We start from the raw sequence: 20,720 nt of genomic DNA, 5'->3' as shown, positions 1-20,720 counted from the left end.
AGGCGCGCATGATGACCGGCGCTTTGTCCATGCCTCGTGCAGATGAGTCCGACATCGTGTGATGACGTGAGGCTTGGCGCTTGTCCGCGAACAACGTCTGTTGCATCCCGATCGGCATGCCTGCAAGGCGGCAGATCAGCGTCACACATGCGGCCTTGTCGCACGCCCTATCTGTCAGCGTGCCGTTGCAACTGCATCGGGTTCAGCGGATAAGCATCTGCATCGCTGGCCCGATGTCTTTCAAAGGAACAAGACGCCTCACACCAGGTCGCGATAATCCTGCAGGATCACCATCACCAACTGGCTGCGCGAGCGCACGTCGAGCTTGTTGAACAGCTGCTGGAAGGTGGCCTTGATCGCGCTCTCCGAACTGCCGAGCTGGCGTGCGATCAACTTGTTGGACTGCCCGCGCAGCAGGCCACGCAGCACTTCGCGCTCTCGGTCGGTAAAGCTGGGCCGGCTTTCCTGGGTGCCCTGGGCGACCAGCGATTGCAAATAACGCTGGTCGATCAGCACCCGGCCCATCGCCACCGCATGGATGCTGTCGATCAGTTCATCGGTGGAGACATCCTTGCGGCAGATACCGGACACGCCGAGCCGGATCAAGGCCAGTGCGTCGCGCTCGGGCAGCCCGGCGGTGACGACCAGCGTGGCCGGACGGCGCGCCTGCTCGGCCTGGCGCCGCATGTAGTCCAGCGCGTTGTACTCGCCCATGTCGTAGTCGAGGATGACCACGTCCGGCGTCAGCGAGGCGATCTGTACGATGGCCTGCGCCAATGCGCCGGACTGCCCGACCACCTCGAAGCGGGCGTCGGCACCGAGCAGGCGCAGCAGGCCCTCGCGGAACAGGGTGTGGTCGTCCAGCAGGTAGAGGCGCACCGGTGCGCGCCACGACTCATCCATCCAGCGCCTCCGCATATGGTGCGTGCGCCAGCGGCAGATGCAGCTCGAAACAGGCGCCTTCGCCGCCAGGCGCGTAACGCAGCAGACCGCCCTGGTTGGCCATCAGCGCACGCGAGATGTACAGCCCCAGCCCGGAGCCGTCGCTGTCGCTGCGGAACGGCTGGAACAGGCGGCCCGGCTCGGCGATGCCGGGCCCGGTGTCGCGCACGCTCAGCACTGCACGCTCCTGCTCCAGGCGCGCACTGACGATCAACTGGCGGCGTTGCGGTGGCAGCGCCTGCACCGCGCGCAGCGAATTGCGCGCCAGATTGAGCAGCACCTGTAGCAATGCATGGCGATCGCCGTGCACCGAGGGGAAGTCGGCCGGGATCTGGATCACCAGTTGGCCCTCAACGTCCTCCCAGTCCGAACGGATGATCACATCCAGCTCGCTGCACAGCGTCTGCAGCCGCGTTTCATGCGCGTCGTCGGGCAGCTGCCGACGAAGGTTGAAGGACGCCAGCTCCATCAATGCCGCCACCAGGCTACGCAACGCGGCCAGGTCCGGATCAGCGCCAATGGCCGGATGCCGCGCCAGATTGGAGGTGACCACACCCGCCGCCGAACACAGGTTGCGGATCTCGTGCGACACCGCGCCGGCCAGCAGGCGATTGTTCTTCAGCACATCGTCGAAGTGCGCCGATTCGCGCGCGCGCACTTCCTCGCTGGTGTCGACCAGGATCGCGGCCAGGTGACGCTCGGCGCTGTCTTCGTAGACCGAGAACCAGGTGGTGGCCGGGAAGCGGGTACCGTCGCTGCGGCAGCCCCAGGTGCTGGCGGAGGTGCGCATGCCATCCAGATTGGCGCTCATGCTCAGCGCATCGTCCAGCAGCGGCAGGAACTCGCGCACCGCGCGGCCTTCCAGCCCGCCCTCTTCGGCCATGTCCAGGATCTCGTGCGCGGCGCGGTTGGCCGCCACGATGCGGCCGTCGCCGGCCACGGTCAGCAACGCCGCCGGGCTGCTCTCGGCAAGCAGCCGCAATTGCCGCTCCAGCCGCCGGCGCAGCCGCTGTTCGGCGCGCAGCTGCACGTAATGGGCCAGGATCACCCGGCGGGTGCGGCTGATTTCAGCCACGAGCAGCCCGCAGCCGGCATAGGCAATCGTCGCCATGAAAAAGCGCAGTGCCTGTTCGACCATGGTTTCGTCGGTGACGAACAGGCCGCGCAGCACCGCACAGGCGATCGCGGCGATGACGATGTCGCGCCGCGACAACACCGTGGCCGCCAGCACCACCGGCAGGATGTACAGCAGCCCCAGCGATACGCCTAGGTGCGAGTACCACTCCGCCCACACCAGCGAGGCCAGCATCGCCAGCGACGCCCATAGCGTCGGGCCGCGATTGAGCTTGACCACCTGCCCGCGCCACTTGAATGGCAGTCTCAGTCTGTCCATTGCCTACCCATGCACGTGCGCTGCAATGCCGCTCCTCTCTTGCGGTGGTTGATGCCACAGCATCGTGGCCAGGGCTGCGGATTTCACCCTATCGAAAGATAGTCCGGCTGCATCGTTCGGACGGTGCATGCACTGTCCAACGCTGGCGCAAGGATGGCAGACACGACCGTGGAGGCTGGGTGTAATGCATCCACCCCACGTCGATGTTGCCTCTCCCATGATCACCCGCGATACGTTCCCGTTGCGACGCATCTGGCCCAAGACCTACAAGCGCCTGCTGGTGTTGCTGGCGTTCGACTGCGCTGTGGCCGTGCTCTACACCTTCTTCGGCTGGCAGTGGCTGTCGATCGAAGCCTTGCCGCTGGCCCAGCTCGGCTCGGCGCTCACCATCTTCCTGGCGTTCCGCGCCAATGCGGCCTATGGCCGCTGGTGGGAGGCGCGGCAACTCTGGGGCTCGCTGGTGAACACCTCGCGCGCCATCGCACGCCAGGCCCTGACCGCGCTGGATGTGGACCCGGCCGACCCGCGCCAGGCCGCACTGCGCGACGATATCGTGGTGCACCAGGTCGCCTTCGTGCACGCCTTGCGCTGCCATCTGCGCCGGCAGAACCCGTTCCCCGAGCTGGCCGGGCTGCTCGGCCAGGCATGCGCCGACGACCTGCGCGGCTACGCCAACATCCCCAACGCGCTGACCCTGCGGCTGGGCCAGCAACTGCAGCAGGCGCGCGACTGGGGCATGCTCGACAGCCTGCGCTGGTCGTCGCTGGACGCCAACCTCACCACGCTGGCCAATATCCAGGGCGCCTGCGAACGCATCAAGAACACCCCGCTGCCGCGGCAGTTCTCCTCGCTGCCGCGCACGCTGGTGAACATGTATTGCTGGCTGGTCCCGCTGGGCCTGATTGCTGGCATGGGCCTGGCCATGCCGATCGCCTCGGTGCTGATCAGCTTCACCCTGATCGCCATCGACAGCGCCAGCAGCGCCATCGAGGACCCGTTCGAGAACACCGTGCACGACACCCCGATGACCGCACTGTCGCGCGGCATCGAACTCACCTTGCGCGAAATGCTGGGCCAGCGCGTACCGCTGCGCGAAGTGCGCGCCATCGACGGTTTCATCTACTGACCACGGAGCCAGCCATGCAGACCACCCCCACCCACCTGATCTTTGCCACCAATTTTTCCGAGACCTGCCATGCCGCCATCCCGACCGTGGCGCAACTGGTGGACCGCCTGCGCGCACGCCTGACCATCCTGCACGTGCACGCCAAGGGCAAGCGTGCGCAGGCCCAGCAGTCGCTGGATGCGTTCTTTGCCGAGGCCTCCAACTACCCGGGCTGCGAGCGTGCACTTGCCGGCGGCCCCGCCGCTGCCGGCATCGTCTCGTTCTGCCGCAGCCGCGACGACGCGCTGCTGATCATGCCGCCGTCCGAGCGCACCGGCCTGCCGCGCCCGCTGCATGTGTCGCTGCGCGCGCGGGTGCTGCAGCGCGTGGCCACGCCCATGCTCACCCTGCCCTATGCCGATGCGATCCCGCGCGATGGCGCGGTCGGCGGTCACGTCGCCTGCTGGATCACCGGCCGCGAAACCAGCCTGGAATCGCTGCGCGATGCCGCCGCCCTGGCGCGTCGCCGCGGCGCCGACCTGCACCTGCTGCACGTCGTGCCGGAAATCAGCGAAGGCCTGCTGGTGGACAGCCTGTTCAACGACAAGCCGCTGAGCGAAGACGCGGCCGCCAGCTGGCTTGGCGACCTGGTCCAGAAACTGCCCGACGAGGACCTGCGCGTGCGCATCCACGTGGCCGTCGGCAATCCGCGGCGCGAGATCGCCGGCCTGCTCAAACGCGCCTGCGCCGATGTGCTGGTGGTCGAACACGACGCCGTCGTCCGCCGCGGCGTCTGGCGCTCCTCGCTGCAGTCGGCACTGGCAAAGACGCCCTGCGTGCTGATCTGCCTGCCGCCACCCCATCTACGCCGCCCGATCATAGGCGCTGGTGGCGAGCAAGCCGCGCCCGGCCGCCGCCTGGCCAGGCGGCTCTTGCGCGTGTGAGGCAACCGAGTGCTCGGAGAGCGGCTGGCTGGGCATCTGCAGTCGTCAACTGTGCAAGGGAGGGCTTGCCTCATTGCGGCATGCATCCCTGAGCACGAGGCGGTTCTACCGACGTCATGACCCAGCGGTGCGTCCCCGAGCCAGCATATTCGAGGACGCGCAAGCGGGCCTGCCATCAGCGTGTTGACCGGCTTATCGATCCAGCGCTTTCGCAGCGCTATCTGCGCCTCGGTGGTGGATCTGTCCAGGCGATAACGCGTCCACGCTGGCTGCCACACAAGCTGGCGCGCGCAAGCTGGACGCAGCGCCCTACCCCTTCAGCACCAGCGACGCATCCGGAAACCTGTCGCACATGAAGTCCACGAAGGCGCGCACCTTCGGGGCAGCCAGGCGCCTGGACGTGTGCAGCACCCACAGCGCCGGCTCCGCGCCAGCGATGATGCCCCACTGCACCAGTTCGCCACGGGCGAGCTGGTTCCAGGCGATCGACTGCGGAATCAGCGCGACGCCACCGCCCGCCATCGCCGCGTCGCGGACCATCAGGAACGAGGAAAACCGCAGTCTTGGAATGGGTTCCAGGACCAGACGTCCGTCATCGAGCGTCCATGTGCTCGGCTGGAAGCTCGACATCACCACGGCGGGAATGGGTGTGACCGCGCCGCCGGTCGGCATGGCGATGCCGGGGGCGGCCACGACCACCAGCCGATCCCTGGCGAAGCAGCGCCCGACCAGGCTGCTGTCCGGGCTGGGATTGATGCGGATGGCCACATCGAACTGCTCTTCCACCAGATCGACCGTGCGGTCCTCGGCCACCACCTCCAGCGTGATCTCCGGATAGGCCGCGCAGAACTCTGCGCCGATCCGTCCCATCGCCAGTTGCGAGAACAGCACCGGCGATGCCACCCGCAAGCGCCCACGCGGGCTCGAGAGCCCCTCGCGTGCGGCTGCCATGGCCTCGGCCACCTCGCTCAACGGCACTTCGGTGCGCTCCATCAGCAGCTGCCCGGCCTCGGTGAGCCTGAGGCCACGTGCGCTGCGCTCGACCAGTCGCACTCCCAGTTGCTCCTCCAGCTCGGCGATGCGACGCGACAGGGTCGCCTTGGATCTGCCGCTGGCACGGCTCGCCTTTCCCAGGCCCTGGTTCGCCGCGACCAGCGCGAAATCGATCAATGCATTGAGATCCATGGTGTTCCACATTTGAAACCAGGCGTCTACATCTTGGCGTCTTCGTATTGTGGGTGCAACGGCCTATCGTCTCGTCACCGCAACGCCAGTCGCGGCGGACAGGTCGCACTGACGCCTCTTCCATCCATAGCAGGAGATTCACATGAGCATTCTCGTTACCGGTGCCACCGGCACCATCGGTTCTCTGATCACCCAGGGCCTGGCCGACGCAGGCGCCAAGGTCAAGGCACTGGTTCGCCAACCCGGCAAGCGCACTTTCCCGACCGGTGTCACCGAAGTGGTCGCAGACCTCACCGACGTCGCGTCGATGCGCGCCGCGTTGTCGTCGGTGCGCACACTGTTCCTCTTGAATGCGGTCACTCCCGACGAAGTGACGCAGGCGCTGATCGCCTTGAATCTTGCCAAGGAAGCAGGGATCGAGCGCATCGTGTACCTGTCGGTGATCCATGCCGACAGGTATACCAACGTGCCGCACTTCACCGGCAAGCACACGGTCGAGCGCATGCTCGAAAGCCTCGACATTGCTGCGACGGTTCTGCGCCCGGCGTATTTCATGCAGAACGAAGCGATGATCCAGCAGACGATTCAACAGTACGCCGTCTACCCGATGCCGATCGGCTCGGCAGGTGTGGCCATGATCGATGCGCGCGACATTGCAGACATCGCGGTTGCCGAGTTGCTGCGCCGCGACCGCGCACCCGCCGCACTTGAGCGTGTCACGCTCGAACTGGTCGGCCCGCATGCAATGACGGGCCCTTCCGCCGCGAAGGTCTGGAGTGCGGCGCTTGGGCGCGAGATCGCCTATGCGGGCGATGACGTGGCTGCCTTCGAAGCGCAGATGGCAGCCTACGGCCCCTCCTGGCTGGCCTATGACATGCGCCTGATGATGGCCGGCATCCAGACCCACGGCATGCAGGCGGCCGATGGTGCGGTAGAAAAACTGCAGGCCATGCTGGGGCGTCCGCTGCGTACCTACGAAGACTTTGTGCGCGAGGCGACGGCCCGGGCCTGAGCGTAGGTGGCGCGGCAAGCGTGGCGATCACGGGCAGGATGTCATGCCACTGCATGGCATCTGCGCGTCTGAGGCAGACTATGCAGATGGACACGATTCGGCCGTATCAATCTCGGGACTTCGACGCCTGCATGGCGCTCTTCGATGCGAATGTGCCGGTGTTCTTCAGCGCCGGTGAACGTGCCGACTTTGCCGGCTTCCTGAGCCATCACGCCGCGGCGTGGCACTACCAACTGCTAGAGCGCGGCAACGCTGTCGCTGGCTGCGCCGGCTATGCAATCAGCGGTGATGGCACAACGGCGAGCTTGTGCTGGGGCATGGTCCACCCGCGCCTGCACCGCTGCGGCGTGGGGACGCAGTTGCTCCTGGCCCGGCTTGAAGCATTGCGCCAGATGCCGGATGTCCGGCGTGTCATCCTGGATACGAGTCAACACACGCGGCAGTTCTATGCCCGCTTCGGCTTTGTGGTGCAGCAAGTGACCGTGGATGGCTATGCGCCGGGTCTGGAACGATGGGATATGGCGCTCGATCTGTAGTGCTGCGTGCTATCTGCGGGCGATGCTGACCTGCGCAGTGACGATGTTTTTCACGGTGTAGGGATGCCCGAGCGGTCGTGCAGACACCCAGCCTCGCCGTATCACCGCTTTTGGTCACCAAGTACCCGCCACCGAACACGACTCTCTGAGCACTTCCTACTGCTGAAGCAACACGCTTATCGCGCTGCGTCCTTGTTCACCTGGGCACGCGCGAGCACGCTGGCCGATACCAGCACATCCGGCAGCTCCTGGCGAAATGCCTCGGCTTGCCCGGCCTGCAAGACCCCGTGAAAGCTTGCGTTGTCGAACACCGGCCTGCCCTGCAGGAAGAAGCCATCGCGGCCTTGCACGACGAAATGGAAACACGCTTGCCAGCGCGGGTCCGGGCTGGCCGACAATTGCACCACCACCTCGCTGCCGGCAGATGCGGTGCTTGCCGGGGTGACCGTGATCGTTCGCGCGGTGATCTGACTGCTGTTCATGGTGAACATGATCACGCTTAAGGCGTGGTGGCGGAGTGAGCCGGTGATGGCACGACATGGCATCCAGAGCGGACGCGCCGGCTGACCAACGCGCTGAGAGCCAGCCAACGGCATATCCCGCGCCAGCGCCGATGGCTGCAGGCCATTGCCCAGGCCAAGCACGTGAACCAAGCGATGAAGCAGCACGATTGACACCCATCGACACCGCCACGCAGCTTTCGCTGGACGCTACGTCACGCGCCGTAAACCAGCGAATCTGGTCAGCCAGGCCGTTCGCTGCCGCAACGGCCGTCCATACGAACAAGCCAAGCATCGAGCACGATGCTGAGGCAAGCAACGTCAGCATTATCACGCTGCGAATCGCTGCGCCGAAAGTCGGTTTTTTCCTGACCTGCGTGAACAAAAATGCGAGCTAAACGCGGCCTGGAGCGGGCGGTTTAAGTTTCTGTTTTTTGCGTCGTTATCACGTTGCCGAGGCATTCACGCGAACATCACGTGGCCTGCCCGCCGGTGCCATCCACTGGAAATCAGGACGACTCGCATGACTGCCTATTTGCAACGCTATAACGTCGGGCGCCGTCTCGGCGTCGCCTTCGGAATCCTGATTCTGCTGTCGAGCCTGCTGGTGGCGACGGGCCTGGTCACCATGGCCAATGCAAGGCAGCAATTCGATTTCATCGTGCTCGATCGCATGGCCAAGATCCAGATCGGCAATGGCATGCTGGATGCCAACTCATCGATCCTGATCGCGCTGGGCACCTATGCCATGGCCACCAGCGATGAACTCAACAACGAAGCGCTGACCACCATCAAGGCGCAGCGCCAGCGCTACAACGAGTTGCGTGCCAAGCTCGATACGCTGCCCAGCTCCGAAGAAGGTCGCAAGATTCGCGCCGAGATGGATGCGCGACGTGCCATCTCGGGCAAGATCAACGACCAGGTCATGGTACTTGCCGCTAAAAACGATAATGCGCCGGCGCAGGCCTTGCTCAGCGAAAAGGCGCGCCCGGCGACGATGGCATGGCAGGACAAGATCCGCGAGCTGGTGACGCGTCAGGAAAACCAGAGCCAGCAAGCCTATGCCGACGCAGTGGCGTCGATGAACCGCGGCAAGCTGCTGATCATCTCCGGTGGCGTTGCCGTGGTGGTGATCAGCAGCCTGCTTGCCTGGCTCATCACCCGCAGCCTGACCCAGCCGCTCGCACGCGCAACCAAGGCCGCAGAGGCGATTGCCAACGGCCAGCTGGACAATGACGTGGAAAGCGACGCCAAGGATGAAACCGGCCGTCTGTTGCGCGCGATGCGTGGCATGCAGAGGCAGCTGCAATCCTTGCTCGACGCGCAGAGCGACATGGCCAGACGCCACGATGATGGCCAGACCAGTTTCCGCATCGATGCCGCGGCGTTTCCTGGCGACTATGGCCGCATGGCCAAGGACACCAATACGCTGGTGGCGTCGCATCTGGCGGTGCAGACTAACCTGGCACGCATCATGGGGCGCTACGCCGTCGGCGACCTCAGCGAGAGCATGGACCGCCTGCCCGGCGAGAAGGCCGTGCTCACGCAGACCATGGACGAGGTAAAGGCCAACCTGTCTGCGATGAACCGCGAGATCAAGCAGCTGGCGCAATCCGCAGCCAACGGCGACTTCAGCGCACGCGGCGATGCCGAGCGTTTCCAGTACGACTTCCATGTGATGGTCGACAGCCTCAACCAGCTCATGGCCACTGCCGACGGCAACCTGCAATCGCTGTCGTCGCTGCTGCAGTCCATCGCCGCAGGCGACCTCACCGCGCGGATGACCGGCGAATTCAAGGGCGTGTTCGCGCAGATGCGTGACGACGCCAACGCCACTGCCGCGCAGCTGGCCGAGATTGTCGGCCGTATCCAGCACTCGGCCGTGTCGATCAATTCTGCCGCCAGCGAAATCGCCGCAGGCAATCAGGATCTGTCGCAGCGCACCGAGCAGCAGGCGGCCAATCTGGAAGAAACCGCCGCGTCGATGGAAGAGCTCACCTCCACCGTGCGCCAGAATGCCGAACACGCCCGTCAGGCCAATCAACTGGCGATCGGTGCGGCCGGCGTGGCATCGCAGGGCGGCGAGATCGTGAGCAAGGTGGTGGGCACCATGGCCGGTATCGAGGCCTCGTCCAAGAAGATTGCCGACATCATCTCCGTCATCGACGGGATCTCGTTCCAGACCAATATCCTGGCCTTGAACGCGGCGGTGGAAGCCGCACGTGCCGGCGAACAAGGCCGCGGCTTTGCGGTGGTGGCGTCGGAAGTCCGCACCCTGGCCCAGCGCTCCACCGCTGCGGCGAAGGAGATCAAGAGCCTGATCGACGATTCGGTCGAGCGGGTCGCCGAAGGCTCGACGCTGGTGCATACGGCAGGTTCCACGATGGCCGAAATCGTGGCCAGCGTGCAGCGCGTGACCGACATCATGGGCGAGATTTCTGCGGCATCGCAGGAACAGTCGGCCGGTATCGAACAGGTCAACACTACCGTGACACAGATGGACGAAACCACGCAGCAAAACGCAGCGCTGGTGGAAGAAGCCACCGCCGCCGCACGCTCGATGGAAGAACAGGCCGTGCAGCTGACGCAGGCAGTATCGGTGTTCAAGATCAGCGAGGGCAGCACGCGCACCACGCGGCCGGCAGCGCCGGTTGCGGCAAAGCTCACCGAGATTGCCGGCCGACCGGCCGCTGTCAGAAGCCCGCTACGCCAGGCACCTGTAGCGAAACGGGCGGTGGCCGCAGGCGCATCGCATGATGCAAGCGACTGGCAGGAGTTCTGATCTGTCGCATCGCAAACGGCCCGGCTAGTCCGGGCCGTTTGCTTTTGAGGGCTGAGCGAATGCAGCTAACTCTGGCGCCAAAGCGATCCGGTACCGGATGTGCGAACGCCTGCACGATGCCTTAACCCGCCCGGCCTATGCTGCGCCGGGCTGGACCGCGCGGTGCCCTGTCGCGCTGAATATCGATCGCCGTTGTCGTCCATGCCCCCGGAAGATCAAAGACATCGCAAAGGAGACTGTATGAAGAAGCTGCACACGCTTATGGCTGTCGGTTGCCTGCTGGGTCTGAGTTCGCCTGCATTTGCCGAGATCGCCAATCTGACCAATAGCGCCGATGGCGCCAATCGCGATGCGGGTATCGCGGCGGTAAAGCAGAAATTGCAGGATGCCTGCAAGTCGCGCAACGGCAGCGTGGATCTGGATTCGTTCGAGGTGGTGTTCGAGAAGACCAGCAAGAACCCGGATGTTCCCAAGCCCTATTATGTGGACGCGAAAATCAAATGCGACCTGCCCTAAGCGCGGCTAACTAAACGCGCCTGGCAGTGCCAAAGCGCGTCCATCGCGCATCGGGCACCTAGATCACCACAAGGCCCCGCACACGCGGGGTTTTGTTTTACGGCGGCCGGCCCTGCGCGTCGGGGTGGCGCTTGAAGAGCGTCGATTTCTTCCTGTTCGTAAAAAACCGCATTGCGGCGCACTACGCGTTGATCGCAGCTCGCCTGCGCGGGCGGGCTTGCATCAGCTGCAATACGTGCTGCACTTGGCAATGCGGTTTTTGAACATCGTGCATGACCATGCGCTGCACTCTCTGCAAACGCGCCTTGGCTGATGCAGACGCCCTACCCGCTATCCCAGCTGTGCCCGCGCGGTATCCAGGGTGGTCATGATCTGGATCACTTCATCCAGCGGATGGAGCGGAGACTCCTTGCGCCCTTCCCCGATGTAACGCGCCGCGGCTGTCGCTTGCCACGACAGGCCCGCGTAGCCGCTGATTCCGGTCGGATCCGTCCACATCGCGGGCGTGCCGGCGTGGTCGTTGCCGACCAGGCTCAGCGCGGTCGGGTTGTGGAACTCGCCGGCAAGGTCGATGCGGCCCTTGCTGCCGGTGACATAGGCGGTGGAACTGCTGCGGGCCACGATGGAGCTGATCAGCGTGGATTGCGCGGTGCCGCCATGCGACAGCACCATGGTGGAGAAAGCATCCACGCTAGTGTCGGTCAGCGCGCCGGTGGTCGTGATCGCGGTCGGTGCGCCCAGGATCATCGAAGAGAACTGCACCGCATACACGCCCAGATCCAGCAGCGCGCCGCCGCCGAGCGCAGGATTGCGCTGGCGGTGCGTCGCATCGTCAGGGCCGCGTTGGCTCAGATCGGCGAACACATGGCGGAGCTCGCCCAACGCGCCATCGGCCAGCAGTTGCCGCAGCACCGAGGTATGCGGCAAGTAGCGGCTCCACATGGCTTCCATCAGGAACAGACCGCGCTGCCGCGCCTCCTGCACCAGCACGCGCGCATCGTCGGCGCAGGTGGTGATGGGCTTTTCGATCAACACATGTTTGCCGGCGCGCAGCGCCAGCAAACCCTGCTGCAGATGTTCGCTGTGCGGTGTGGCGATATAGACGATGTCGACATCGCGGTCCTCGACCAGCGCCTCGTAGCTGTCATAGGCGCGCTGTATCTCCCAGGTGCTCGCAAAGGCCTCGGCACGCGCACGCGTGCGCGAGGCCACTGCAAATGGCTGTTGCCTGGTATGGCGGCGCAGCGCGCTTACGAACGCGGAGGCGATTGCTCCAGGCCCCAGCACTCCCCACCGCAACGAGGGCTCGCCGCGCTGCGGCAGGAACAGCTCGGGCTCGGGAAACACTGTGGGCGTCATGCGATTGGCCTCCTGGGTAGCATGTGCACGCATGCTAGCAAAGTGGGGGAAGCGTTCCCGGTGGTGTCAGCTTGCGCAGCGTCATCGAGCGGTTTGGATGGATCACGGCAGGCTCAGCGTGCAGCGCCTTCTGTCGCCGGGCGAAAGACGCGCTCGCAGTACGCGCGCAAAAGTTCCGGCGTATCGGCACGGCCGCGGAAGGCGATGTGGCCATCCGGCCGCACCAGGATCAGCGCGCTGGCGTCCGCAATGCCATAGGCGGCGTGCGCAGCACCGTCCAGATCCGAGAGTGCGGTGGCGTCGTCGGGCTGCGGCACGGCGGCGCCCAGGATGAGTCTGGGCCGCAGCCACGGCCACGCCTCCAGCCCGGCAAGCGCCAGCCGCAGCTGTGGCATGGCATCGTGCTGCCGCCCGTCGAAGGCAAGCAGCGCCCATCCCCAACTCCATCCATCCGGGTTGTAGAGATGGGCGAACAGCGTTGTCGAGGTGCCATCGGCGGCGACGACATTCGCATCTGGCGCGCGGTCGCCGCAGTGCGGCACGCGGCGCTGAAGCAGCTCGCGCAGGCCGCCGAGATGATCGTCGTTGAGCGGGCTTTGCGGATACGCCACCGACAACTGCTGCAGATCATCCGAGCCCTGAATCAGTGTGCCGATGGTGGGGATGAGCTTGGCGGCGATGCCCATGGCCGCATCCTTGATCGGGCCGCGGTAGACGCTGTTGTGGAAGCCACGCGCCTGTCGTTCGTCCAGTTCACGGTGCTCGCCGCCACGCTCCACGTCGTAGGAATCGAGCACCACCGGCGCGGTCTTGTCTTGCAAGGTCATCGCCAGCCGCCATGCCAGGCCGATCGCATCGTGCAGGCCTGCATTCATGCCCTGCCCGCCGATCGGCAAGGTGCGGTGGCCGGCGTCGCCGACCAGCAGTACGCGCCCCTTGGCGTAATGCGCGGCGGTGCCATGCTGGAAGCGGCTATGCGTCAGCCAGATCGGATCGCTCAGCGTCAGCGTCGGGTCTTCGGTCACCTCGCGCGCAATGGTCTGCATTTCCTCCAGGGTCGGGTCCCGCTCCGGGATGCCGGTGTCGTCGGCCAGGAAAAACAGCCGGTGGTAGCCGCCCCATACCGGCAGCACACCGCAGAAACCCTTGGGGTAATAGAAAAACCAGAGCTGATCGAAATCGGTGGAACGTCGCCAACGCAGCTTGGCATCGACCTGACGGTTCATGCGATTGGGTAGCTTTTTCGGTTCGAAATCCAGTCCGAGCTGTTTGCGCACGGCGCTGTCGCCACCATCGGCGCCGATCAGGTAACGGCAGCGCAATTGCTCGGTCGGGCCGTCGGCCCGGTCGCCGCTGCCGCAGGTTGCAAGCGTGACGGTGACGCCGTCGGCATCCTGTTCGAAGCCGATGATCTTGCGGCCGCGCTCGACGCTGCCGCCTTTCGCCTCGAGCTGCTCGGCCAGCACGGTTTCGATGACGTCCTGCCCGCTGTAAAGCACCTGCGCATAGGGGCTGGCGATATCGGCAATTTCCACCGGGTCGACGGTCTGCCCGTTGAGCAAGGTGTTGACCTTAGTGATCCGATACGACTTTTCCGCCAGCGCATCGCGGATACCAATGCTGTGGAGCAGCTCCTGCGGCCGCGCCCAGAGGTTGTTGGCGCGCGAATGCGGCCTGGCTTGCACGCGTTGTTCGAAGACGCGAAAGTCGACGCCGTGATGGGCGAGCGCACAGGCGGTGGTCAAACCGATCGGGCCGCCTCCGACGATGATGACGTCGGTGTCGACGTCGCGTTGTACGGAAGCGTTCATGGCCCGCCTTTTTTTCGGGAGACGTGTGTTGCGTCGGTGGTCGCGCTCGGCGCACTGACGTCGTCCGCCATGACTTCGTTCATTTCGACCAGCACGGCGAGCGCGGTTGCCACGCGTCTGGCTCCGATGCGGTCCAGCATGCGTTGGTCCAGCGGAGCGGCGGCGGCTTCGGCTGCATCCAGCGCGGCGCGGCCGGTGCACGTGAGCACCACCAGCTTTGCGCGCTGGTGGTGGGGATTGGGCTGGAGCGCAACGAAGCCTTGCTCGAGCAATAGATCGACGACACGCTGCACCGCCTGCCGGGTGATGCCCATGTTGCGCGCGATATGCGCCACCGGCAGTGGCATCGGTGAATAGCCCAACGCGCCCAGGACCTGCCACCACGCGGTGGTCAGCCCGGCAGGGCGTACCAATGCATTACCGGTCTCGACCAGACGGCCGTTCGTTTCGAAGATCTTGATCACCAGGTTGCGGACAGCCAGTAAATCGTCTTGAGTGCTCATTAGCAACATGCTGCCTATTTGACAACATATTGTCAATCTTAGGTCTTTGGCTGCAGCATTTGCCTTTTGATGCTCTGCATCTTTGGAACTCCCTGCACCAGAAGTCGATCGACGCCGCAGCGCTGGCGTCGAACGCGTGGGCGATCAAGTTCGTCATCGCGTCGCTGTGATCGCTCCCGATTCGGAGCCTGTGGTCGAGATACATCGCGCCGATTAGCGCGCTGCTATTGACTGGTGGCACAACGCAGACGAGTCAGTGACCACATATTCCACTGGAGCGACATTGTCGTCTGTGCATCGATTCGCGCAGCAAGTTGCGACAATACCCCTGCACTTCTGCTCGCTTTTCACGTGGAGAGCCCTCTTCACGCGTCACACGCCTTGCACCGTGTGCTGCTTAGCTTGTTCCAATGAGCGCACGTATTTCATCGCACACCCTTGCCTTTGCATCGCCCACGGATTCAGCCCCTACTGCCGGACTCAAGCATTCGATTGCGGACAGGTGGCTCGAGACCTATCCGACGCTGCCGCTTCCCGGGCGCGGTCACACCATAGAACGCTGGCAGACGCTTGCCGATATCGCGGCAGATGACCTGTGCGCGGCCAAGTTCCTGGAAGCGCATTACGACGCGCAAGCCATCTGCGCCGATCTGGGCGTGGATCTCATCACGCCGACCCAGCGTTGGGCGGTGTGGGCGGCCGAGCCGCCTGGCTCCGATATGCGTTTTTCCGGACAAGTACTCAACGGCACCAAGGCATGGTGTTCGGGTGCCGCGCAAGTGACGCATGCGCTGGTGACGACGCGTCATGCAGGCGCCAGTTGCCTGTTTGCCGTGGCGCTGGATCAGCCCGGCATTCAGATCGACAGCAGTGCGTGGCAGGCGGTCGGCATGCAAGGCATCGAGACGGCCAATGTCCGCTTCACCGATACGCCTGCGCGGCAGATTGGCGCAAGTGATGCGTACCTGACCCGGCCTGGATTCTGGCACGGAGGTGCCGGCATCGCTGCTTGCTGGTTCGGCGCCACCGTTGCAGTTGCCGATGTGCTGCGTGCCTCTGCGCGTGTGAGCAAGGATCCGCATGCCGCCGCGCACCTGGGCGCCATCGATGCAGGCCTGGCATCTGCCGCTGCGTTGTTGCGTCAGCTGGCAATGCGCATCGATGCGCAGCCGGAGCAGGCACATCTGCGTGACGTACTGCAGGTGCGCAGCGTGGTCGAGGCGGTGGCACGTGACACGCTGGATAGGGTCGCGCGTGCGCTGGGTCCAGGGCCGCTGTGCGGCAACCGCGCGCATGCGCAGCGTTGTGCCGACCTGTCGGTGTTCATTCGGCAACACCATGCAGAACGCGACCTGCAGGCCCTGGGCGAGTTGTGCCAACAGGAGACATCGCCTTGGAAGATCTAGCCGGGCAGCCCATCGAGGGCACAGGCACGCCGGAAGCCGCATGGCGCGCCTCGCCGTACCTGAGCGAGCTGTCACGCGCCACGCTGTTGCAACTGATGCAAGGCGGCCAGCGCCTGGTGGTGGTGGCGCCGCACCCGGACGATGAGGTGCTTGGATGTGGCGGGTTGATTGCCGCCGCGCGTGCCGCAGGCGTACCGGTGCTGATCATTGCGTTGACCGATGGGGAGCAGGCCTATCCCGACGAACCCGGCTGGCATCCACAGGTGCTGGGCCCGGCGCGGCGCCTGGAACTGGAAGCTGCCGCGCAGCAGTTGGGTGTAGTGCCTGGCACATTGACCCATCTCGCACTGGGCGATGGCGCGCTGGCGGCATGCGAAGCGCGCATGGCACAGGCCCTCGGCGATCTGATCACTGCGCAGGACACAGTGCTGGTGACCTGGGACCGCGATGGCCATCCCGATCATGAAGCCGCATCGCGTGCGACCCATGCCGCGTGCAAGGCGCAGTCGGCGCGGCGTCTGCAATATCCGGTCTGGGCGTGGCACTGGTCGCGTCCGGAAGATGGGGTATTTGCCGGTGGCACTGCCGTGCGCTTCGATCTATCGCCTGCGGTGCTGAGTGCCAAGCAGCGCGCCATTGCGTGCTTTGCCACGCAGCTTGGCAACTGCACGCCGGCCGTTGCAGCACCGATCCTGCCGCCTTCGGTGCTGGAGCGCTTTGCGCGGCCGTTCGAGGTCTTCATCCGATGACCGCGCTGAGCGTTGAGCACTTTGAGCAGATGTATGCCGATGCAGATCCGTTCGGCTATCGCTCGCGCTGGTACGAGCAACGCAAGCGCGACATCCTGCTCGGTGTCCTGCCCTACCCGAGGTTCGCGCGTGGTTGGGAATTTGGCTGTTCCAATGGCGAGCTGACCGCGCAGCTGGCGCAGCGCTGCGACACGCTGCTGGCGACGGATCTGTCGCAGCAGGCGGTCGAGCTGGCGAGCGTGCGCGTGCAGGCGCTGCCTGCGGTCACGCTGCAGCAGGCGGCGCATCCGTCGGACTGGCCGGAAGGGCTGTTCGACCTGATCGTCTTCAGTGAAGTGGGTTATTACCTCGACACTCCGGCTTTCGAAAAGACCGTCGCGCTGTTCGCCCGCTCGCTCACCGTCAAGGGCTGTCTCGTGGCATGTCACTGGCGGCATGACTTTGACGGTGCGTTGCGCAGTGCCGAGCAGGTCCACAGCGCACTGAACCAGGCATTGGCAATGGACACGCTGTGTTCCTATCAGGATGCGGACTTCGTGCTGCAGGCCTGGATGTCCGGGCCGTCGATTGCGCAACAGGAGCAGCTGCGATGATCGCGGTGACCATCCCGGCGCATAACGAAGCGGATCTGATCGGCAAGTGCCTGCAATCCATTCTGGTGGCGGCCGCGCATCCGCATCTGTTTGGAGAGCGCGTGGAAATCCATGTCGCGCTCGATCGCTGCAGCGACGGCACCGGCGCCATCGCACGCGCGCACGGCGCAAGAACCGTCACCACCTCCGGTGGTGTCGGCATTGCGCGTGCAGCGGCCGCATCGGCGGCGATTGCGCGCGGGGCGCGCTGGCTCGCGTTTACCGATGCCGACACCTGCGTGCCGCCGGACTGGCTTTCGGCACAGCTCGATTGCGCTGCGGATGTGTTCTGTGGCGTGGTGGAGGTGACCGACTGGCACGATTTCCGTCCTGAGACACGGCAGGCCTTCCTGACCAAGGAAATTCGCCGCGATGGGCATCCGCATGTGCATGGCGCCAATCTCGGCATGAGTGTGGCTGCGTACGTGGCAGCCGGTGGTTTCTCTGCGCTCAAGTGCAGCGAAGACGTGGCGCTGGTCTCGGCACTGGAGCGCGCGGGCATGCAGATTGCCCGCCTGGTCAAGCCGGTCGTCAATACCAGCGCCCGCCGCATCGCCCGTGCGACCGGCGGATTCAGCGATCACCTGGCTCGACTGGAGATGGCCGTACTGGCAGGCGAGCCGGTATTGGGTAATCAGGTTTAAAGCGGCTATCAACATTACTGCGTAGCCGCCAGGCGGGCGTGGCTGGTGCTGGAAATTACATGCACCACTCTTGCACTGCGATTCCTGCGCGTCATCCGCACTCGCGTGGCGACTGCCTACTGCGCCTTGCTGGTCACTCTTAATCATTGGGTGTGTCGCCGACTATTGTTCAGCAGCAAGCAGTCGCGTCGGTTCCAGGCATTGGATGGGATCGCCATTGGAAACGGCGCAAATAAATCAGTTTATCCAGCGATCGATACCTCGATCACCACCAGCTGTCGCGACAATGGAAGCTGCGTTTATCTGCATAAGCGAGCTGTGCATAATCCACTGCGGTCGTGTTCTTTTTGATTTAATCGTCATCTGCTGATTATTGCCTTTATCGCTTGCAAGTTGAAAAAATAGCGCTCAAGGTGCAACTGTTCTCGACTTAATGCGCCAGCACACGCCGGCCACTGCCGCTACCGAGGTCATGATGGACTCCACGATGTTCCGGCAGATTGGTCGTTATCGCTTGACTGCACATACGGTTCCGTTGGACGGCGTCTTCTTCCCGGAGATTCTGGTGTCGTTCGACGATGGGATCACCTTGTATGGGCACAGGCGCGAGATGCGATTCGACACGCAACTTGCCGCGCACCACTACGCCAGACAATGGATGGGCAGATGCACCATTACGTCGCTGGGCATTCTCGAGAGTCTCTGAGCGACGCCGCTACCTCTGATGTCAGGAACCAGACGGCTCCGCTGCCGGGAAGCCAAGCGTGAAACAGGCGCCCTGCCCTGGCATCGACTGCACTTCAATATAGCCGTCGGCCTGCCTGACCGCCCCATCCACTTGCGCCAAGCCCAGCCCGGTACCCTTGCCTGCCGGTTTGGTGGTGAAGTAGGCGTCGAACAGCTGGTCGCGGATCTCCGGCGCAATGCCGCTGCCATTGTCCTGGACAGAGAGGGTGACATAATCGCCGGCGCGACGACCGGCGGCTTCCACATCTGCTAGCGTCCGCGTCGCCACGGTGATGCAGACCCTGCCACGCACCGCGCAGACATCGCGCGCATTGATCACCAGGTTCAACAAGGCCCGTTCCAGCGTGTGTGGATCCGCCAGTATGGCACTGTCGCAAGTCGTGGTTTCCCACTCGACCGATACCGCAGCGCCTGCTGCCTGTTGAAGCAGGGGCAGCAGGCGCGCGACCAGCGCATTGAGCTCGACGCGTTCGGGAGCATAAGGATGCTTGCGTGCAAAGCCCAGCAGGCGTTGGGCCATGACCGAGCCCTGCTGCAGAGCGGTCTCTGCCATGCGCAAAATCTTCTGATCCTCTTCTACGATCGAGCCACGCGACTGAACCACATCGATGGCAGCGCCCGCGGTTTGCAGCACATTGTTCAGGTCGTGAACGACACCGGCCAACAGTTGACCGACTGCCTCGCCCTCCTGCGCACGCTCGGCTACGCGCTCAGCCAGACGCTGCGCGGCGCGTGCAATATCCAGCTCAACCTCGATGCTTGGAGACTGCGCCTCTGCACGTACTTGGTCGTGCGTCGCCGCAGCAGCCTGCTCATCGTGCCTGGTTGTAGCCTCGCTGCGGGCCTGCAGCGTCTGGTTGAGCGTGCGTAATGCCTGCTGCGACTGCCGGCGTTCGGTGATGTCGCGATTGACCGCCAGCACGCCCTCGATCTGGCCATCAGCGTTACGCAGCGGGCTTGTCGATACCAACCAGCTCTGGAGCTGCCCGTCTGCATTCGTACATTCGGTCTCGAACTGCTGCGACTCGCCACGCTCGGCAGCGGCGAGCGCCTGCCGCACGCGCGGCCTGAATCGCTTCGGCCATAACGATACCCAGGGCAGACCCACCACAGAGGCGGCATCGACAGACGCCACGCGCGCCAGACCATGCGCGTTGACGAACCTGACGCGTCCGTCCAAGGCAATTTCCTTGATGGAATCCAGCGACAGCTCGACGACCTGTCGATAGCGATGGTCGGGAAAGTCCTGCGTGCTGTTCATGGTTCTCAAATCGATCACGTGTTTTTCGCGTGGGAAACGTAGTGTGATGCATGCATCCTCAGAAAACCTGCTTTATGGGCTCTACAAACGAAAAACTGATTCTTGTCGTCGAGGACGATGCTGACACTCTCGAGTTGGCCACGCTGCTGCTGACCGAGAGCGGTTATGCGGTCGTCACCGCAACCGATGCGCAGGGCGCGCTGGAGCATATCGATAAGCACCCGGCGATCGCGCTGGTTTTTACCGATCTGCAGATGCCGGGGTTATTGGATGGATACGGCCTGATTTCGTATCTGCGCGCGGATGGCAACAATCTGCCGGCGATCCTGACATCGGGTCTGGGACATTCCCCCAATGGGTTACCCAGCCGGACGACGTTCTTAAGCAAGCCCTACACCCGCCGCAGCCTGGTCCAAAATATTGAGGCCTTTGTCGGGCATTAGAGTGGCTGACAAGACTCTTGCGCCGCCCTCAGGCGGGCGGCCGGTGCCCGGCATCGGCATGTACCGCTCGTACACTCCGGGCCTGAGCACGCCGCCCGCATCACCTGACGAACGCTGGCTACATTTTGTTAGCCGCTCTTGGCGTGACGGTCAGAGCGCAGCTACCTGTCGGCGCATGCGCATGTGTCAGGTCGTGGTCATTGCGCCGCGCTGGGTTGATTGACCAAAACACCCCAGCAGGATCGACAGG

The 20,720-nt window shown here is 64.2% G+C and carries 21 protein-coding genes and 2 other RNA genes; 15 read left to right on the top strand and 8 right to left on the bottom strand.

Annotated elements, in window-relative coordinates; translation table 11 throughout:
* Positions 1-258: 258 nt before the first annotated feature.
* Positions 259-903 (bottom strand): response regulator transcription factor, encoded by a 645-nt coding sequence (locus ABQY74_RS10715; protein ID WP_349791384.1) that lies wholly within the window; start codon positions 901-903, stop codon positions 259-261.
* Positions 896-2,335 (bottom strand): PAS domain-containing sensor histidine kinase, encoded by a 1,440-nt coding sequence (locus tag ABQY74_RS10710; protein WP_349791382.1) that lies wholly within the window; start codon positions 2,333-2,335, stop codon positions 896-898. Before ABQY74_RS10710 ends, ABQY74_RS10715 begins: the two co-directional genes overlap by 8 nt.
* A gap of 217 nt (positions 2,336-2,552) precedes the next feature.
* Between ABQY74_RS10710 and ABQY74_RS10705 the strand changes: the two genes are divergently transcribed.
* Positions 2,553-3,461 carry a bestrophin family protein gene (locus ABQY74_RS10705; RefSeq protein ID WP_372469822.1) on the top strand — a complete coding sequence of 303 codons (909 nt, stop codon included), beginning with the start codon at positions 2,553-2,555 and terminating at the stop codon, positions 3,459-3,461.
* A 14-nt stretch (positions 3,462-3,475) separates the two neighbouring features.
* On the top strand, positions 3,476-4,384 hold the full coding sequence (locus ABQY74_RS10700) for a universal stress protein (RefSeq protein ID WP_349791377.1): 909 nt from the start codon (positions 3,476-3,478) through the stop codon (positions 4,382-4,384).
* Positions 4,385-4,693: 309 nt separating this feature from the next.
* Here the strand turns inward: ABQY74_RS10700 and ABQY74_RS10695 are convergent, their stop codons facing one another.
* Positions 4,694-5,569 carry a LysR substrate-binding domain-containing protein gene (locus ABQY74_RS10695; RefSeq protein ID WP_349792226.1) on the bottom strand — a complete coding sequence of 292 codons (876 nt, stop codon included), beginning with the start codon at positions 5,567-5,569 and terminating at the stop codon, positions 4,694-4,696.
* A 142-nt stretch (positions 5,570-5,711) separates the two neighbouring features.
* On the opposite strand from ABQY74_RS10695, the gene ABQY74_RS10690 reads away from it, so the two are divergent.
* The gene (locus ABQY74_RS10690) at positions 5,712-6,581 is read left to right on the top strand and encodes an NmrA family NAD(P)-binding protein (RefSeq protein ID WP_115511025.1); all 870 of its coding nucleotides are present in this window, start codon (positions 5,712-5,714) and stop codon (positions 6,579-6,581) included.
* A gap of 131 nt (positions 6,582-6,712) precedes the next feature.
* A complete protein-coding gene (locus tag ABQY74_RS10685) occupies positions 6,713-7,117 on the top strand; it encodes a GNAT family N-acetyltransferase (RefSeq protein WP_104600508.1) in 405 nt (134 codons plus the stop codon).
* 176 nt (positions 7,118-7,293) lie between these two features.
* Here the strand turns inward: ABQY74_RS10685 and ABQY74_RS10680 are convergent, their stop codons facing one another.
* The gene (locus tag ABQY74_RS10680) at positions 7,294-7,599 is read right to left on the bottom strand and encodes a hypothetical protein (protein ID WP_039529927.1); all 306 of its coding nucleotides are present in this window, start codon (positions 7,597-7,599) and stop codon (positions 7,294-7,296) included.
* 188 nt (positions 7,600-7,787) lie between these two features.
* On the opposite strand from ABQY74_RS10680, the gene ABQY74_RS10675 reads away from it, so the two are divergent.
* The 3 genes from ABQY74_RS10675 (at position 7,788) to ABQY74_RS10665 (ending at position 10,915) form a co-directional block, all read left to right on the top strand.
* Positions 7,788-8,015: a hypothetical protein gene (locus tag ABQY74_RS10675; RefSeq protein ID WP_127159927.1), complete on the top strand. Its 228-nt coding sequence runs from the start codon at positions 7,788-7,790 to the stop codon at positions 8,013-8,015.
* Positions 8,016-8,140: 125 nt separating this feature from the next.
* Positions 8,141-10,399 carry a methyl-accepting chemotaxis protein gene (locus ABQY74_RS10670; RefSeq protein ID WP_127159928.1) on the top strand — a complete coding sequence of 753 codons (2,259 nt, stop codon included), beginning with the start codon at positions 8,141-8,143 and terminating at the stop codon, positions 10,397-10,399.
* 240 nt (positions 10,400-10,639) lie between these two features.
* A complete protein-coding gene (locus ABQY74_RS10665) occupies positions 10,640-10,915 on the top strand; it encodes a hypothetical protein (RefSeq protein ID WP_016903859.1) in 276 nt (91 codons plus the stop codon).
* 330 nt (positions 10,916-11,245) lie between these two features.
* Here ABQY74_RS10665 and ABQY74_RS10660 read toward each other — a convergent pair whose 3' ends face one another.
* From ABQY74_RS10660 to ABQY74_RS10650, 3 genes are all read right to left on the bottom strand, one after another.
* Positions 11,246-12,274: a Gfo/Idh/MocA family oxidoreductase gene (locus ABQY74_RS10660; RefSeq protein WP_349791374.1), complete on the bottom strand. Its 1,029-nt coding sequence runs from the start codon at positions 12,272-12,274 to the stop codon at positions 11,246-11,248.
* Positions 12,275-12,387: 113 nt separating this feature from the next.
* Positions 12,388-14,085: an FAD-dependent monooxygenase gene (locus ABQY74_RS10655; RefSeq protein WP_349791371.1), complete on the bottom strand. Its 1,698-nt coding sequence runs from the start codon at positions 14,083-14,085 to the stop codon at positions 12,388-12,390.
* Complete coding sequence (locus tag ABQY74_RS10650; RefSeq protein WP_372469821.1) at positions 14,082-14,597, bottom strand: MarR family winged helix-turn-helix transcriptional regulator; 516 nt, start codon at positions 14,595-14,597, stop codon at positions 14,082-14,084. Before ABQY74_RS10650 ends, ABQY74_RS10655 begins: the two co-directional genes overlap by 4 nt.
* Positions 14,598-14,998: 401 nt before the next feature.
* On the opposite strand from ABQY74_RS10650, the gene ABQY74_RS10645 reads away from it, so the two are divergent.
* The 6 genes from ABQY74_RS10645 (at position 14,999) to ABQY74_RS10620 (ending at position 18,725) form a co-directional block, all read left to right on the top strand.
* A complete protein-coding gene (locus ABQY74_RS10645) occupies positions 14,999-15,994 on the top strand; it encodes an acyl-CoA dehydrogenase family protein (RefSeq protein ID WP_349791368.1) in 996 nt (331 codons plus the stop codon).
* A complete protein-coding gene (locus ABQY74_RS10640) occupies positions 15,982-16,743 on the top strand; it encodes a PIG-L deacetylase family protein (RefSeq protein WP_016903853.1) in 762 nt (253 codons plus the stop codon). The genes ABQY74_RS10645 and ABQY74_RS10640 overlap by 13 nt, the downstream gene beginning before the upstream one ends.
* Positions 16,740-17,336, top strand: coding sequence for a class I SAM-dependent methyltransferase (locus ABQY74_RS10635; RefSeq protein WP_039521608.1), 597 nt, complete (start codon positions 16,740-16,742; stop codon positions 17,334-17,336). The genes ABQY74_RS10640 and ABQY74_RS10635 overlap by 4 nt, the downstream gene beginning before the upstream one ends.
* Positions 17,333-18,019 (top strand): glycosyltransferase family 2 protein, encoded by a 687-nt coding sequence (locus tag ABQY74_RS10630; RefSeq protein ID WP_104574310.1) that lies wholly within the window; start codon positions 17,333-17,335, stop codon positions 18,017-18,019. The genes ABQY74_RS10635 and ABQY74_RS10630 overlap by 4 nt, the downstream gene beginning before the upstream one ends.
* A gap of 59 nt (positions 18,020-18,078) precedes the next feature.
* A non-coding RNA gene (locus ABQY74_RS10625) (sX9 sRNA) lies at positions 18,079-18,154 on the top strand.
* Between the two features lie 352 nt (positions 18,155-18,506).
* Positions 18,507-18,725 carry a hypothetical protein gene (locus ABQY74_RS10620; protein WP_230582112.1) on the top strand — a complete coding sequence of 73 codons (219 nt, stop codon included), beginning with the start codon at positions 18,507-18,509 and terminating at the stop codon, positions 18,723-18,725.
* Positions 18,726-18,746: 21 nt separating this feature from the next.
* Here ABQY74_RS10620 and ABQY74_RS10615 read toward each other — a convergent pair whose 3' ends face one another.
* Positions 18,747-20,027: a PAS domain-containing protein gene (locus tag ABQY74_RS10615; protein WP_349792225.1), complete on the bottom strand. Its 1,281-nt coding sequence runs from the start codon at positions 20,025-20,027 to the stop codon at positions 18,747-18,749.
* Positions 20,028-20,077: 50 nt separating this feature from the next.
* Between ABQY74_RS10615 and ABQY74_RS10610 the strand changes: the two genes are divergently transcribed.
* Together ABQY74_RS10610 and ABQY74_RS10605 are read left to right on the top strand one after the other, a co-directional pair.
* A complete protein-coding gene (locus ABQY74_RS10610; RefSeq protein WP_372358761.1) occupies positions 20,078-20,470 on the top strand; it encodes a response regulator in 393 nt (130 codons plus the stop codon).
* Between the two features lie 58 nt (positions 20,471-20,528).
* A non-coding RNA gene (locus ABQY74_RS10605) (sX9 sRNA) lies at positions 20,529-20,604 on the top strand.
* Positions 20,605-20,720 lie beyond the last annotated feature (116 nt).

The sequence above is a fragment of the Xanthomonas sp. WHRI 7064 genome, assembly GCF_040202355.2.
Taxonomy (GTDB): Bacteria; Pseudomonadota; Gammaproteobacteria; order Xanthomonadales; family Xanthomonadaceae; genus Xanthomonas; species Xanthomonas arboricola.
The sequence above is the reverse complement of the archived record's forward strand: the minus strand, read 5'-3'. Positions and strand labels throughout refer to the sequence as shown.

What these genes read in the sequence shown, in the direction of transcription:
- ABQY74_RS10695 (WP_349792226.1), bottom strand. Translation starts at nt 5,569, where the DNA reads ATGGATCTCAATGCATTGATCGATTTCGCGCTGGTCGCGGCGAACCAG.
- ABQY74_RS10635 (WP_039521608.1), top strand. Translation starts at nt 16,740, where the DNA reads ATGACCGCGCTGAGCGTTGAGCACTTTGAGCAGATGTATGCCGATGCA.
- ABQY74_RS10680 (WP_039529927.1), bottom strand. Translation starts at nt 7,599, where the DNA reads ATGAACAGCAGTCAGATCACCGCGCGAACGATCACGGTCACCCCGGCA.
- ABQY74_RS10660 (WP_349791374.1), bottom strand. Translation starts at nt 12,274, where the DNA reads ATGACGCCCACAGTGTTTCCCGAGCCCGAGCTGTTCCTGCCGCAGCGC.
- ABQY74_RS10700 (WP_349791377.1), top strand. Translation starts at nt 3,476, where the DNA reads ATGCAGACCACCCCCACCCACCTGATCTTTGCCACCAATTTTTCCGAG.
- ABQY74_RS10610 (WP_372358761.1), top strand. Translation starts at nt 20,078, where the DNA reads ATGCATCCTCAGAAAACCTGCTTTATGGGCTCTACAAACGAAAAACTG.
- ABQY74_RS10685 (WP_104600508.1), top strand. Translation starts at nt 6,713, where the DNA reads ATGGCGCTCTTCGATGCGAATGTGCCGGTGTTCTTCAGCGCCGGTGAA.
- ABQY74_RS10690 (WP_115511025.1), top strand. Translation starts at nt 5,712, where the DNA reads ATGAGCATTCTCGTTACCGGTGCCACCGGCACCATCGGTTCTCTGATC.
- ABQY74_RS10650 (WP_372469821.1), bottom strand. Translation starts at nt 14,597, where the DNA reads ATGTTGCTAATGAGCACTCAAGACGATTTACTGGCTGTCCGCAACCTG.
- ABQY74_RS10655 (WP_349791371.1), bottom strand. Translation starts at nt 14,085, where the DNA reads ATGAACGCTTCCGTACAACGCGACGTCGACACCGACGTCATCATCGTC.
- ABQY74_RS10620 (WP_230582112.1), top strand. Translation starts at nt 18,507, where the DNA reads ATGTTCCGGCAGATTGGTCGTTATCGCTTGACTGCACATACGGTTCCG.
- ABQY74_RS10645 (WP_349791368.1), top strand. Translation starts at nt 14,999, where the DNA reads ATGAGCGCACGTATTTCATCGCACACCCTTGCCTTTGCATCGCCCACG.
- ABQY74_RS10710 (WP_349791382.1), bottom strand. Translation starts at nt 2,335, where the DNA reads ATGGACAGACTGAGACTGCCATTCAAGTGGCGCGGGCAGGTGGTCAAG.
- ABQY74_RS10705 (WP_372469822.1), top strand. Translation starts at nt 2,553, where the DNA reads ATGATCACCCGCGATACGTTCCCGTTGCGACGCATCTGGCCCAAGACC.
- ABQY74_RS10665 (WP_016903859.1), top strand. Translation starts at nt 10,640, where the DNA reads ATGAAGAAGCTGCACACGCTTATGGCTGTCGGTTGCCTGCTGGGTCTG.
- ABQY74_RS10670 (WP_127159928.1), top strand. Translation starts at nt 8,141, where the DNA reads ATGACTGCCTATTTGCAACGCTATAACGTCGGGCGCCGTCTCGGCGTC.
- ABQY74_RS10630 (WP_104574310.1), top strand. Translation starts at nt 17,333, where the DNA reads ATGATCGCGGTGACCATCCCGGCGCATAACGAAGCGGATCTGATCGGC.
- ABQY74_RS10715 (WP_349791384.1), bottom strand. Translation starts at nt 903, where the DNA reads ATGGATGAGTCGTGGCGCGCACCGGTGCGCCTCTACCTGCTGGACGAC.
- ABQY74_RS10615 (WP_349792225.1), bottom strand. Translation starts at nt 20,027, where the DNA reads ATGAACAGCACGCAGGACTTTCCCGACCATCGCTATCGACAGGTCGTC.